Raw genomic sequence first — 13771 nt, 5'->3', positions numbered from 1 at the left:
GTTGTGACCGACCAGGAGCCGTACCTGATCATCTCCTCCGACTGCCACGCCGGGCTGCCCACCGAGGAGTACCGGCCCTATCTGGACGCCCGGTTCCACCGGGATTTCGACGAGTTCCTCGCCGGACGCGACCGGCGCCGCGAGGAGATGACCCGGCTCGGCATCCGCAACGAGGCGTTCGCGGCGAAGTGGTTCCAGGACAACGAGGAGGGCCTGCGCGGGGGTTGGGACACCGCGCAGCGCCTCAAGGAGCTGGACGGGGACGGGGTGGCCGCCGAGGTGGTCTTCCCGGACGCCGACGCCGTGGACAGCCAGACGGCCGCACCCTTCGGGGTCGGTCTCGGCCTCTCCGGGGACCAGGACCCGGAGTTGGGCATGGCGGGCGCGCGGGCGCACAACCGCTGGCTCGCCGACTTCGTCTCCGAGAACCCCGAACGGCACTGCGGAGTCGCCCTGTTGCCCGTGACGGCCCCTACGGAGAAGGTCGTCGCGGAGATCCACCGCGCCAAGGAGTCCGGCCTCGGCGCCCTGATGATCCCCTCCATGTGGGTCGACAAGGAGCCCTACCACGACCGGCGTTACGACCCGGTGTGGGCGGCCGCGGCCGAGTGCGGGATGCCGGTACTCACGCACTCCGGGGCCGCTCCCCGCCACGAGTACGGCGACCATCTGGGCATCTATGTGAGCGAGGTGACCTGGTGGCCCGCCCGGCCGCTCTGGTTCCTGCTCTGGTCCGGAGTCTTCGAGCGCCACCCGGGCCTCAAGTTCGGTGTGGCGGAGTCGGGTTGCTGGTGGCTGCCGAACCAGCTGTGGTTCATGGACCGCCTCTACCTGGGTGCCCATGGCGGCAAGAAGCTGTCGCCGTTCGCGGAGCTGAAACGGCCGCCGAGCGAGTACCTCGACCGGCAGGTCTTCATCTGCGCCACCAACACCAAGCGCCGTGAACTGGCCCAGCGGTACGAGATCGGCGTCGACAACATCCTCTGGGGCAGCGACTTCCCGCACCCCGAGGGCACCTGGCCCGACACGCGCGCGTGGCTGAAGCGCACCTTCCACGACATCCCGGTGGACGAGACCCGCCGCATGCTGGGCCTTGCGGCCGCGGACGCGTTCGGCTTCGACGTGGCGGCGCTGACCCCGCTGGCCCACCGGATCGGCCCGACCCCCGCCGAACTCGGCCAGCAGGACGACCAGGAGGCTGTGACGGCGTCCTGGGCGCGCTCGCGCGAAGTGGGGCGGCACTGGCTGACCGACCACGACTTCCCGGTCCTGGGGGCGACGCCATGACCTCCACGGGCTCCATGGGTTCCCTGGGTGCCGGGGGTTCCGACGGCACGGACCGGTACACGGTCATCTCCGCGGACTGCCACGCGGGCGCCGATCTCCTGGACTACCGGCCCTACTTGGAGAAGCGGTACCACGACGAGTTCGACGTGTGGGCGGCGACGTACGTCAACCCGTACGAGGACCTGGTCGCCGACACGGCCGACAAGAACTGGAACTCCGAGCGGCGGATCGCGGAGCTGGAGGAGGACGGGATCGTCGCGGAGGTCGTCTTCCCGAACACCATCCCGCCGTTCTTCCCGTCCGGCTCCCTGATGGCACCCGCGCCCACCGCCGGGGAGTTCCGGCGCCGCTGGGCCGGCCTGCGGGCCCACAACCGCTGGCTGGCGGACTTCTGCGCGGCCGCTCCGGGCCGGCGGGCGGGTGTCTTCCAGATCCTCCTCAACGACGTCCAGGAGGCCGTCCAGGAGATCCGGTGGGCGGTCGGGGCGGGCCTCCGGGGCGGCCTGCTGCTCCCCGGCACGCCGCCGGGCTCGGGACTGCCCGAGCTGTACTCGTCGACGTACGACCCGATCTGGGCCGCGTGCGCGGAACTCGGCGTCCCCGTCAACCACCACGCGGGCTCGGCGTCCCCGCCCCTGGGCGACGAACCGGCCGCCCGCGCGGTGTACATGGTCGAGACGACCTGGTTCTCGCACCGCGCCCTGTGGCACCTGATCTTCGGCGGTGCCTTCCGCCGTCACTCGGACCTGCGACTGGTCCTGACCGAGCAGGGCTCCGGCTGGATACCCGGGGTGCTCGACATGCTGGACTACTACCACGGGCGCCTGGTCGCGGCGGCCACGAAGGCATCGACGGCATCGACCGCGGAGTCCAAGTTCGGCGCCGGGCTTGCCACTTCGATGGGCAAGGGTCCCTCGCAGGTATGGCGCGACAACTGCTTCGTAGGCGCCAGTTTCATGCGCCCCCATGAGGTGCCCCTGCGCGAGCGCATCGGCATCGAGAAGATCATGTGGGGGAGCGACTACCCGCACGACGAGGGGACGTACCCCTACTCCAGGGAGGGCCTGCGCTTCGCCTACGCGCGCGTGCCGCGCGACGAGGTCGCCGCCATGGTCGGCGGCAACGCGGCCCGCGTCTACGGCTTCGACCTCGACACCCTGGACCCGATCGCGGCGAAGGTCGGCCCCACGGTGACCGAGATCGCCGAGCCCCTCGCCGAACCGCCGGCGGGCGCGACGAGCCCGGTGTTCGCGCGGGGAGCGTCGGTACGGGTGTGGTGACGACGGGGGTGGGATCCTTCGGGACGTGACGGAACCGACCAACTACGAGGTCCACGACGAGGCCCATGACGGCACGCTGGGCTCCCGGCTGAACTGGCTGCGGGCGGCGGTCCTGGGAGCCAACGACGGCATCGTGTCCACCGCGGGCCTCGTCGTCGGCGTGGCCGGTGCCACCTCCGACCGCTCGGCGCTGCTGACGGCCGGCCTCGCGGGTCTCCTCGCCGGCTCCATGTCGATGGCGGCGGGGGAGTACGTGTCCGTCTCCACCCAGCGTGACTCGGAGATGGCCGCTCTGGCCATGGAGAAGCGCGAGCTGAAGGAGCAACCGGAGGCCGAACTGGAGGAGTTGACCGAACTCCTCCAGGACCGCGGCCTGACCCGTGAGGTGGCCATGGAGGCGGCGGCCCAGCTCACGCAACGCGACGCCCTCCGCGCCCACGCACGCGTGGAGCTCAACATCGACCCCGACGACCTCACCAACCCCTGGCACGCAGCCTGGGCGAGCTTCCTGTCCTTCACGGCCGGCGCCCTGCTGCCCCTCCTGGCGATCCTCCTGCCCCCGGCCGACTGGCGGCTCGGCGTCACCGTGGTGTCGTCCCTGGCGGCGCTGGTGCTGACGGGCTGGAGCAGCGCACGGCTCGGGACGGCGGACACGAGGCCGGCGATGCTGCGGAACGTGGTGGGCGGGGCACTGGCGATGGGGGTCACCTATGCGGCGGGGGCGTTGCTGGGGGCGGCCGGGGTGTAGTGACCCACAACCGGGACATGGCGGGCCCATTGGCGGAGATCGCCAACAAGCAAGCGCGTACCCCAGGTAATACTTGTGGGTAACAACGTCTGGTCGCGGCCGGTCCGCGGCCCTACGGTTCACCCATGCCGAACCTGCCCGATGCCGTGCTCTGGTCGATACCCGCCTTCGTGCTGCTGACCGTGATCGAGATGATCAGCGTGCGCGTCCACCCCGACGACGACGCGGCGGGCTACGAGACGAAGGACGCCGTCACGAGCGTCGGCATGGGACTCGGGAGCCTCGTCTTCGACTTCCTCTGGAAGATCCCGATCGTCGCGGTCTACACCGCGATCTACGAACTCACCCCGCTGCGGGTGCCCGTCCTGTGGTGGACGATCCCGCTGATGCTGCTCGGGCAGGACTTCTTCTACTACTGGTCCCACCGCGGTCACCACGTCATCCGCATCCTGTGGGCCTGCCATGTCGTCCACCACTCCAGCCGCAGGTTCAACCTCACCACGGCCCTGCGCCAGCCCTGGACGACCCTCACGGTATGGCCGTTCTACGTCCCGCTCATCGCCCTGGGCGTGCATCCCGCCGCGCTGGCGTTCTGCTCCTCGGCGAACCTCGTCTACCAGTTCTGGATCCACACCGAGCGGATCGACCGGATGCCCCGCTGGTTCGAGTTCGTCTTCAACACCCCGTCCCACCACCGGGTCCACCATGCCTCCCAGGGCGGCTATCTGGACCGCAACTTCGGCGGCATCCTCATCCTCTGGGATCGAATCTTCGGGTCCTTCGTGCCGGAGGTTGAGCGGCCCGTCTATGGGTTGACGAAGAACATCAACACGTTCAACCCGATCAAGGTGGCCACCCATGAGTACGTCGCCATCGCCAAGGACCTGAAGGCGGCGACCAGTTGGCGCGAGCGCGCGGGGCGCGTGTTCCGGGGACCGGGCTGGCAGCCGGCGCCCGTCCCGGAGCAGGACGTCCCGGCCGCCGAGGAGACCGCGGCCGCGTGAACCCACGTCCCGCACACCCGGCTGTCTCCCGCGCGTTCCTGACCGTCTTCGGGCCGGCCGCCCTCGTGGACCTGCTCGCGCTCGCCGTCGGCTACGACCCCGCCCACACCGTCACCAAGCCCCTGCTGATGCCGCTCCTCGCCGTGTACGCGGCCGTGCGCGGCGCACCCCGACTCCTCGTCGCCGCGCTCCTCTTCGGCTGGGGCGGCGACACCCTGCTGCTGTCCGACGCCGACCCCGCCTTCCTCGCCGGCATGACCTGCTTCGCGGCGGGCCACCTCTGCTACCTCGCCCTCTTCAGGACGTACGGCGGCCTGAACAGGGCTCCACGCGTGCGTGCCGGTCTGCTCGCCTTCGGGTACGCCGCCGCGCCGGCCGTCACCGTCACGCTGCTGTGGCCGGACCTCCCGGTCGACCTGCGCATCCCCGTGGCCGGCTACAGCGCCCTCCTGACGGCTATGGCCTGCGCCGCAGCCACCCGGCTCGGCCTCGTCGCCGGGCTCGGCGGGGCGCTCTTCATGGTCTCCGACACCCTGATCGCGACCGGCGTCGCCGACTGGCCGCAGCCGCCCAGACCCGACTTCTGGATCATGCTGACGTACCTCGCCGCACAGTTCCTGCTGGTCCAGGGCGTGCTCGACAACCTCGCCGAGCGCCGCGCACCGGCGGCGGCGTACCGTGAAGTGCGCTCGACCACCCCCTGAGCGCATCAGCACACCCGCGACGAGAAGGACCCTCGCCATGCGCGCCACCACCATCCACGCCCCGTTCGACATGCGCGTGGAGGACGTCCCCGAGCCCTTGGTGCAACTGCCCACCGACGCCGTGGTCCGGGTGCTGCGCGCCTGCATCTGCGGCAGCGACCTGTGGGCGTACCGCGGCGAGTCGGCCCGGCAGCCGGGACAGCGCATCGGACACGAGTTCCTCGGGATCGTGGAGGAGACCGGCTCCGAGGTGAACGGCGTCAGGACCGGTGACCTCGTGGTCGCGCCCTTCGTATGGTCCGACGGCATCTGCGACTACTGCCGCGAGGGCCTCACCACCTCCTGCGTGCACGGCGGCTTCTGGGGCGCCGTGGGCTACGACGGCGGCCAGGGCGAGGCGGTACGCGTGCCCTTCGCCGACGGCACCCTCGTACGGCTGCCCAAAGAGGCGGCCTCCGACGACCACCTGCTGTCCGCGCTGCTGACCCTGTCGGACGTCATGGGCACCGGCCACCACGCGGCCCTCGGCGCGGGCGCCCGCAAAGGCGCCACCGTCGCCGTCGTGGGCGACGGGGCGGTCGGCCTGTGCGCCGTGCTCGCCGCCAAGCGCCTCGGCGCCGAGCGGATCATCGCGCTCGGCCGCCACGAGGTGCGCACGGACATCGCCCGCCGCTTCGGCGCCACCGACGTCGTAGCCGCACGAGGCGAGGACGCCGTCGCGGCCGTCCGCGAACTCACCCGCGGCCAGGGCGCACACGCCGTCGTCGAGGCCGTCGGCACCGAGCAGTCCATGCGGACGGCCGTCGGCATCGCGCGCGACGGCGGCGCGATCGGCTTCGTCGGAGTGCCGCACGGCAGCGGCACCGGCCTCGACCTCGGGGTCATGTTCGACCGGAACATCGCGCTGCGCGGCGGGGTCGCGCCGGTCCGCACCTACATCCCGGAGCTGCTGCCCGACATCCTGGACGGCACCATCGACCCCTCGCCCGTCTTCGACCTGACGGTCGACCTGGAGGGCGTGCCCGACGGCTACAAGGCGATGGACGAGCGCACGGCCCTGAAGGTCCTGGTCACCAACGGTTGATCAACTATTGACGGCAGACATTGACTGGTCGAGTGGCTGGTTGAGCGACGGGTTGGTCAATGCCAGCGGATCGGCACCGGCAAGGCCGTCAACAGTCCGGAGACCATGACCACCACCCCCAGGGCGACGACCTCCGCCCGCGCGGGTGAGCAGGCGGTCAGCGGATCGGTGGCCCGCCGCAGCCGGGACCGTGCCCACAACGCGAGGACGGCGACGGCGGCTACGAGGATCACCTTGGCGAGCAGGGTGCGCCCGTACGCCGTCGTCGTCAGCTGGTCCAGGATCGTGCCGGCCGGCATCCGGCGCAGCGAACTCCACACGCCCGTAGCGGTGATCGCGGCGAGCAGTACGGCCGCCACGCGCGCGTAGAGCCCCAACAACGCGGCCCCCGCTTCGGTACCCCGCCACTGTCGCAACGTCCGCAGCACGTGCAGCAGACCGCCCACCCACAGCGCCGCGCACGTCAGGTGCACCAGGGTCAGTTCGGAGCCGACCAGGGGACTGTGCTCGCTCGCCGGGTGCACGCGCAGCGCCTCCGCGACGACCACGGCGGCCGGGGGCCACGCCTGGAGGCCGGGCCTGCGCGACCGGGCGCACAGGGCCGCCACGGCGAACGCGTTGACCTCCAGGAGCGCCAACTTGCCGTCCCGGGACTGGTAGAGACCGCCGACGTCGATCTGGGCGAGGCTGTGCGGCACCAGATTGCCCGTCGCCACGACCGACGCGAGCCCCAGGGCGGCGACGAAACCGGCACCGGCCGCGTACAGGGCCCAGCTGCGGGGGCCGTTCGAGGGAGCGCCGGGCACGGTACGCGCGAGCCGGTTCACGAACAGCTCGCCCAGGGGGACGCACAGCGCGCCGAACAGCACCGCCCGCAGCAGCGCGATGCCGCCGACACCGGGCGCGGCGGCTTCCCCGGTGTCGTGCAGCGCGGCAGACGGGCCGAGCAGGGGTATCAGCGCGGCGAGCACCACCAGGGCCAGTACGGCGACGGCCCGACGCGTACCAGGACGGCGCCCGGAGCCGCTCGTGTCGGCCACTTCGACAGTCGGTCGTATCAAGGTCACCCCAAGATCTTCACCAGCCGCCACATAACCGGGCAAGTGCAACGAAACAACTGGCGGAACGGCATTCCGCTCATAGGTACGTTTCCGGCCGACCCTCGCATCAAGCCCAACGAGCCGGGTCCGTACCCCAACACCCCGGCGGACGCGCCCAGTTCGAGGGTCCACCGGCGAACGACACCGGCGGCAGGGCATGCCGCAGCCGCCCGATACTGCTGTCCGTTTCGACCAGCCAGGCATCGGGCCGGTTGTACGCCGTCCCGCGCTCCTCGTCCGCGGTTCCGCCGTGCTCGCGCGCCGCCCGGCCTTGCTCGCCCGCAACCCCGCCCTGCTCGCTGTCGCGCGCCGTCAACCAGGCCGCAGTCCGTGCGAGCGCCAGCCGCAGGGTGATGCTGTGACCCTGCTCCGACTGCTCGGTCAACGCCCGCAGCACCGCGCCCGCCAGCAGATACCCGGTCCCGTGGTCGAGGGCCTGCGCGGGCAGCGCGCCGGGCAGCTCCGGTGACCCCTCGATCGCCGCGACGCCGGTGGCGACCTGCACCAGACTGTCGAACCCACGCCGGTCACCCCACGGCCCGTACGCGCCCCACGCCGACAACTGCGCCACGATCACCCCGGGCCTGCGGTCGGCCAGCGCCTCGGGGGAGAGCCCGAACCGGTCCAGGGCGCCCGGCCGGTATCCGGTGACGACCACGTCCGCCCGCGCGAGCAACTCCTCGAAGGCCCGCCGGTCGGCCGCAAGCCCGAGGTCCAGCCGGGTCGACCGCTTCCCGAAACCGGTGTCCGCGTGGGCGTCGGGGTCCTCGGGCAACCGCGGGGCGTCCACGCGCAGCACGTCGGCGCCCAGCAACGCGAGCGTCCGCGTGGCGATCGGGCCCGCGATGACCCGGGTCAGGTCGAGCACACGCAGCCCGGCGGCGGGCAGCAACGGATCACTGTCGAGCGGCGGGAGCACGCGCGCGTGTGCGGTGCCGAGCCGCTCGCGCTCGACGAGCGGCCGCCGGGCCACCGCGACCCCCTGCGCGTGCGCGGCCCACTCCTCCGCCGTCCGCAGCGCGACCGCGAGGCCCCCGGCGCCGTAGACGGTCTCCTCCACCTCCGGTGCCGACCGCTCGGCGAGCACCTCGGCCACGTCCTCCACCGACGCGTCTCCCGGCAGCTTCAACGCGTCCAGCAGCCGCGCCCGGTGGTGCGGATAGTTCGCGTGGGTGCGGACCCACCCGTCGGCCGTCCGCCAGAACCGCGACAGCGGCGCGAAGCTGACCGGTGCCCGCCCGTCGATCAACAGATGACGCTCACTGACGAACGCCGTCGCGACGGCCCCGTCGTCCACCCGCACCCCGGGCACCTCCGCGAGCCCGGCCCGCCGCGCCCCCAACTCGGCTGCGGCCAGCGCGCACGCTCCCACGCAGGCCCGCGCCAACTCCCGTACGGGAAGCCGCGCTTCGAGCGCCCCCGGACGCGCGACGGTCGAGACGCGCGAGACCAGGGCGGGATCGCCGCCCAGAGCGGCCCATGCCATCTTGATGTCAGTCATGACTGAACTATGCGGTATTGATTCAATCAATATAGGCGGGCGGATATGGATGTCCGTACGGACACGAACGGGCCGGGTGGAGATCCGCCCGGCCCGTCCGCACGTCAGGTGTCGGCTACTTCACCGCCCGCAGAGCGTTGACGATGCCGAACCCGTAGAAGCCGTTGACGCGCTTGCCGCCCACGCAGGTCGCGTCCGCGACGCCGTCGCCGTTGGTGTCGTACGGGGCGGTCGGGCAGCCCGGGTTGTCCGCCTCGGCCTTCAGTAGCGCCTGCAACTGGGCCGGAGAGGCATGCGGGTGCGTCGACTTGAGCAGCGCGGCCACGGCGGCGACGTGCGGGGTCGCCATCGAGGTGCCCTGGAGGTAGCCGTACGTGTTGTTCGGCAGCGTGGACAGGATGCGGCCGTTCTTCGACGGGGTGTCCGGGATCTGCAGGGCGTCCCCGCCCGGCGCCGACACGTCGATCACGCCCTGGCCGTAGCTGGAGAAGTACGACTTGGCCTTCTTGACGCCGACGGAGCTCACCGTGACGACACCCGGCAACTGGGTCGGTACGTCGAAGCACTTGTGCGGGTCGACCGTCCGGGTCGTCGCGGTCGAGTCGTCGGGGCTGGAGTCGTCGACCAGGGCGTCGGAGTCGAGGTCGTCGTTGGAGTTGCCGGCCGCGGCGACGTTGAGCGTGCCCTTGCTCTGGGCGTACAGCTGGGCTCTGTTGACCGCATCAACAATGGCACGTTGATCGGGGTCGTCCATGCAGTTGTACAGCCAGGGATCAACGTAGTAGCTGTTGTTGGTGATCTCCACGCCGTGGTCCGCGGCGAACACGAACGCGCAGACGACGCTCTCCGGGTAGAACAGCTGGGTCGAGTCCGGCTCGGCCACCGTGATCCCGGCGACCTTCACGCCCGGCGCGACGCCCGCCACACCGATGCCGTTGCGGGCGGCGGCGATCTCGCCCGCGACATGCGTGCCGTGGTAGTGGGCGGAGTCCACGGGACGCCAGGAGCCGTACGTCGTGTCCGCCTTGCCGCCCACGCAGTTGGCGGACTGTGAGGCGGAGAAGTTCGGGGCGATGTCCGGGTGGGTGTCGTCGACGCCGACGTCGATGACGGCGACCGTCACGCTCTTGCTGCCCGGGTTGATCTTCGCGGCCTTGTCGGCGCCGATCGCCGGCAGGTCCCACTGGTCGGCTTCGAGCGGCTCGCTGTCTCCGGCGGCGGCCGAGGCCTTCGCCGTCTTCGCGGCCTGGTCCTTGGAGAGGTACTGCACCGCGCCCTCGTCGGTCGTCGAGGCGAGGCTCAGCGGCGCGGTGCGCGTGGCACCGGCCGACTGCACACCGGGCACCTTGCGGATGATCAGCCCGAAGTCGGGGTTCGCCGAGTGGACGACGATCACACCGATCTTCTCGTACGTCACCACGATGGTGCCGCCGGCCGCATTGATCGCCCTCTTGACCGAGTTGATCGTGCGGTTGTCCAGCCGGGTGTTGACCACATACGCAAGGTTCGGTGCGTCAGCGGCCTGCGCGGTGGGCTCCGCGATCGGGACCGCCGAGGCCGCCGACGGGAGGAAACCGAGCGAGGCGGTCAGCGACAGGACGACCGGTACGGCCAGGGCGAGCCGACGTCTGGGGCGCAGATGAGCCATGGGATCTCCACATCATCCGGAAACGAAACGGCCCGAGACGTGGTGGCGCGCTCGGGCAGGTGCATCAGGTACATGACTAGTGGTGCAGACCTGAAGTTATCTCCCGCGGCGGCTGGCCAGCAATGATTTCCCAAAGACGACTACCGAAAGAAGTCAAAGGAGTTGAACCGGTCGACGCGCGGCGCCGTGCCCTTGGGCAGGAAGCGCCGAGCCAGACCAGAACCCGCAGGTCCGTAACGCGAGGAGACACCGTGGCCACCGAGACACCACCCCCCTCGAAAGCCGAACACCAACTCCCCAGTACGGAGGAGTTCGAACAGGTCCAGGAGAGCGCGGAGTTCGCCGAACTGCGCCGCACCCACCGCTCCTTCGCCTTCCCGGTGACCGTCGCCTTCATCGTCTGGTACCTGCTGTACGTGCTGCTGTGCAACTACGCGGACGACTTCATGGACACCAAGGTCGTCGGCAACATCAACGTCGCCCTGGTCCTGGGCCTCGCCCAGTTCCTCACCACGTTCCTGATCGCCTGGTGGTACGCGCGGTACTCCGCCGCGAAGCTCGACCCCAAGGGCGCGGCGATCAAGTCCCGGATGGAGGGCGGCGCATGAGCCCCGCGATCACCCTGGCCGCAGGCGAGGCGAGCCAGCACCGGCCGCTGATCATCACCCTGTTCGCGATCTTCGTCGCCGCCACGCTCGTCATCACCGTATGGGCAGGCCGCCAGACCAAGAGCGCCGCCGACTTCTACGCGGGCGGCCGCCAGTTCACCGCCTTCCAGAACGGCCTCGCCGTCTCCGGCGACTACATGTCCGCCGCGTCCTTCCTCGGCATCGCGGGCGCGATCGCCCTCTTCGGATACGACGGCTTCCTGTATTCCATCGGCTTCCTGGTCGCCTGGCTGGTCGCCCTGCTCCTGGTGGCCGAACCGCTGCGCAACTCGGGCCGCTACACCATGGGCGACGTCCTCGCGTACCGCATGCGCCAGCGCCCGGTCCGTACCGCCGCCGGCACCTCCACCATCGTGGTCTCGATCTTCTACCTGCTGGCCCAGATGGCCGGCGCGGGCGTCCTGGTGTCGTTGCTCCTCGGCATCACCACCGACGCGGGCAAGATCGGCATCGTCGCCCTGGTCGGCGTGCTGATGATCGTGTACGTCACCATCGGCGGCATGAAGGGCACCACCTGGGTCCAGATGGTCAAGGCCTGCCTGCTCATCGCAGGCGCCCTGCTGCTGACCTTCCTGGTGCTGCTGAAGTTCAACTTCAACGTCTCCGACCTGCTCGGCAAGGCCGCCTCCAACAGCGGCAAGGGCTCCGCCTTCCTGAACCCGGGCCTCAAGTACGGCGCCACCGGCACCACCAAGCTGGACTTCATCTCCCTGGGCCTCGCCCTGGTCCTCGGCACCGCCGGCCTGCCGCACATCCTGATCCGCTTCTACACGGTGCCCACCGCCAAGGCCGCCCGTAAGTCGGTCATCTGGGCCATCGGCCTGATCGGTGCCTTCTACCTGATGACCCTGGCCCTCGGTTTCGGCGCCGCCGCACTGATCAAACCCGACGAGATCATCGCCTCCAACAAGTCGGGCAACACGGCCGCCCCACTCCTGGCGCTGCATCTGGGCGGAGTCGACTCCAACTGGGGCGCCATCCTCCTGGCCACCATCTCGGCGGTCGCCTTCGCCACGATCCTCGCGGTCGTCGCCGGCCTGACCCTGGCCTCGTCCTCCTCGTTCGCCCACGACATCTACGCGAACGTCATCAAGCGGGGCAAGGCGACGGAGAAGCAGGAGATGTCCGCCGCCCGGTACGCCACGGTCGGCATCGGTGCCGTCTCCATCGTCCTCGGTGCCCTCGCCCGCGACCTGAACGTCGCCGGCCTGGTCGCCCTCGCCTTCGCGGTCGCCGCCTCCGCCAACCTCCCGACGATCCTCTACAGCCTCTTCTGGAAGCGGTTCACCACCCAGGGAGCCCTGTGGTCGATCTACGGCGGCCTGGTCACCGCGGTCGGCCTGGTCCTGTTCTCGCCGGTCGTCTCCGGCAAGGAGACGTCGATGTTCCCCCACGTCGACTTCCACTGGTTCCCCCTGGAGAACCCCGGCATCATCTCCATCCCCGTCGGCTTCCTGCTGGGCTGGCTCGGCACGATCCTCTCCAAGGAGGAGCCGGACACCGGCAAGTACGCGGAGCTGGAGGTACGGTCCCTGACCGGCACCGGCGCCCACTGAGCCGCCCCGCCCAGTCATCCTGAGTCCCCCCACTCGGTCCCCCCACGTCGACGGCCGCGTCGTAGATCCCTACGACGCGGCCGTGTCGTACCTCGTGGGATCGGGCCGCTCTCGTTGTCAGAGGTGTCGCGTAGGCTCGCAGGTGTCGGAAAACAAGCGATCCGAAACGAGGGAGGGGGCACACGTGCTCATCGACACGTATGGCCGAGTGGCCACTGACCTGCGGGTTTCGCTGACCGACCGGTGCAATCTCCGGTGTACGTACTGCATGCCCGAGGAGGGCCTGCAGTGGCTGGCGAAGCCCGACCTGCTCACGGACGACGAGATCATCCGCCTGATAGACATCGCGGTCACCTCCCTGGGCATCGAGGAGGTCCGCTTCACCGGCGGCGAGCCCCTGCTGCGCCCCGGCCTGGTCGACATCGTCGAGCGGGTCGCGGCCCTGGAGCCCCGCCCCCAGATGTCCCTGACCACGAACGGCATCGGTCTCAAGCGCACGGCGGCCGCACTGAAGGCGGCGGGCCTGGACCGGGTCAACGTCTCCCTGGACACGCTGCGCCCCGACGTCTTCAAGACCCTCACCCGCCGGGACCGCCTCAAGGACGTCCTCGCGGGCCTGGAAGCCGCCCACGACGCGGGCCTGACCCCGGTGAAGATCAACTCGGTGCTGATGCCGGGACTCAACGCCGACGAGGCCCCCGACCTGCTGGCCTGGGCCGTGGAACACGACTACGAACTGCGCTTCATCGAGCAGATGCCCCTGGACGCCCAACACGGCTGGACGCGCGAGGGCATGGTCACCGCGGGCGACATCCTCACCTCCCTCCGCACCCGCTTCGAGCTGACCCCCGAAGGCTCCGACGAGCGTGGCTCGGCCCCCGCCGAGCGCTGGATCGTGGACGGCGGCCCGCACCGCGTGGGCGTGATCGCCTCGGTGACCCGCCCGTTCTGCGCGGCCTGCGACCGCACCCGGCTCACCGCGGACGGCCAGATACGCAACTGCCTGTTCGCCCGCGAGGAGACCAGCCTCCGCGGCGCCCTGCGCTCCGGCGCCCCGGACGAGGAGATCGCCCGCATCTGGCGCCAGGCGATGTGGGGCAAGAAGGCGGGCTCGGGTCTGGACGACCCGTCGTTCCTCCAGCCGGACCGGCCGATGTCGGCGATCGGCGGCTGACCAGCCGTCGTGGGCGA

At 70.6% G+C, this 13771-nt stretch carries 12 protein-coding genes; 9 read left to right on the top strand and 3 right to left on the bottom strand.

Annotation, left to right across the window (positions count from 1 at the left end):
* Positions 1-3: 3 nt before the first annotated feature.
* The 6 genes from AC31A1_RS02630 to AC31A1_RS02605 all read left to right on the top strand — a co-directional run bounded on the left by AC31A1_RS02630 (position 4) and on the right by AC31A1_RS02605 (position 6107).
* Positions 4-1287, top strand: a complete 1284-nt coding sequence (locus AC31A1_RS02630; RefSeq protein WP_489651608.1) for an amidohydrolase family protein — start codon at positions 4-6, stop codon at positions 1285-1287.
* Positions 1284-2567 (top strand): amidohydrolase family protein, encoded by a 1284-nt coding sequence (locus AC31A1_RS02625; protein ID WP_489651607.1) that lies wholly within the window; start codon positions 1284-1286, stop codon positions 2565-2567. Before AC31A1_RS02630 ends, AC31A1_RS02625 begins: the two co-directional genes overlap by 4 nt.
* A 25-nt stretch (positions 2568-2592) precedes the next feature.
* Positions 2593-3315 carry a VIT1/CCC1 transporter family protein gene (locus AC31A1_RS02620; protein WP_489651606.1) on the top strand — a complete coding sequence of 241 codons (723 nt, stop codon included), beginning with the start codon at positions 2593-2595 and terminating at the stop codon, positions 3313-3315.
* Between the two features lie 125 nt (positions 3316-3440).
* Positions 3441-4319 (top strand): sterol desaturase family protein, encoded by an 879-nt coding sequence (locus AC31A1_RS02615; protein ID WP_489651605.1) that lies wholly within the window; start codon positions 3441-3443, stop codon positions 4317-4319.
* Complete coding sequence (locus tag AC31A1_RS02610) at positions 4316-5023, top strand: lysoplasmalogenase (protein WP_489651604.1); 708 nt, start codon at positions 4316-4318, stop codon at positions 5021-5023. The genes AC31A1_RS02615 and AC31A1_RS02610 overlap by 4 nt, the downstream gene beginning before the upstream one ends.
* Positions 5024-5060: 37 nt before the next feature.
* Complete coding sequence (locus AC31A1_RS02605) at positions 5061-6107, top strand: zinc-dependent alcohol dehydrogenase family protein (protein WP_489651603.1); 1047 nt, start codon at positions 5061-5063, stop codon at positions 6105-6107.
* 56 nt (positions 6108-6163) lie between these two features.
* On the opposite strand, the gene AC31A1_RS02600 is transcribed toward AC31A1_RS02605, so the two are convergent.
* The 3 genes from AC31A1_RS02600 to AC31A1_RS02590 form a co-directional block, all read right to left on the bottom strand.
* Positions 6164-7174 (bottom strand): CopD family protein, encoded by a 1011-nt coding sequence (locus tag AC31A1_RS02600; RefSeq protein WP_489651602.1) that lies wholly within the window; start codon positions 7172-7174, stop codon positions 6164-6166.
* 100 nt (positions 7175-7274) lie between these two features.
* On the bottom strand, positions 7275-8708 hold the full coding sequence (locus AC31A1_RS02595) for a CoA transferase (RefSeq protein WP_489651601.1): 1434 nt from the start codon (positions 8706-8708) through the stop codon (positions 7275-7277).
* A gap of 115 nt (positions 8709-8823) precedes the next feature.
* Positions 8824-10356, bottom strand: coding sequence for a S8 family serine peptidase (locus tag AC31A1_RS02590; protein ID WP_489651600.1), 1533 nt, complete (start codon positions 10354-10356; stop codon positions 8824-8826).
* Between the two features lie 251 nt (positions 10357-10607).
* Between AC31A1_RS02590 and AC31A1_RS02585 the strand changes: the two genes are divergently transcribed.
* From AC31A1_RS02585 to moaA, 3 genes are all read left to right on the top strand, one after another.
* On the top strand, positions 10608-10964 hold the full coding sequence (locus tag AC31A1_RS02585) for a DUF485 domain-containing protein (protein WP_489651599.1): 357 nt from the start codon (positions 10608-10610) through the stop codon (positions 10962-10964).
* A complete protein-coding gene (locus AC31A1_RS02580; RefSeq protein ID WP_489651598.1) occupies positions 10961-12580 on the top strand; it encodes a solute symporter family protein in 1620 nt (539 codons plus the stop codon). The genes AC31A1_RS02585 and AC31A1_RS02580 overlap by 4 nt, the downstream gene beginning before the upstream one ends.
* A gap of 184 nt (positions 12581-12764) precedes the next feature.
* Positions 12765-13754: a GTP 3',8-cyclase MoaA gene (gene moaA / locus AC31A1_RS02575; protein WP_489651597.1), complete on the top strand. Its 990-nt coding sequence runs from the start codon at positions 12765-12767 to the stop codon at positions 13752-13754.
* Positions 13755-13771 lie beyond the last annotated feature (17 nt).

The organism is Streptomyces sp. P5F9, from assembly GCF_057961495.1.
The sequence above is the reverse complement of the archived record's forward strand: the minus strand, read 5'-3'. Positions and strand labels throughout refer to the sequence as shown.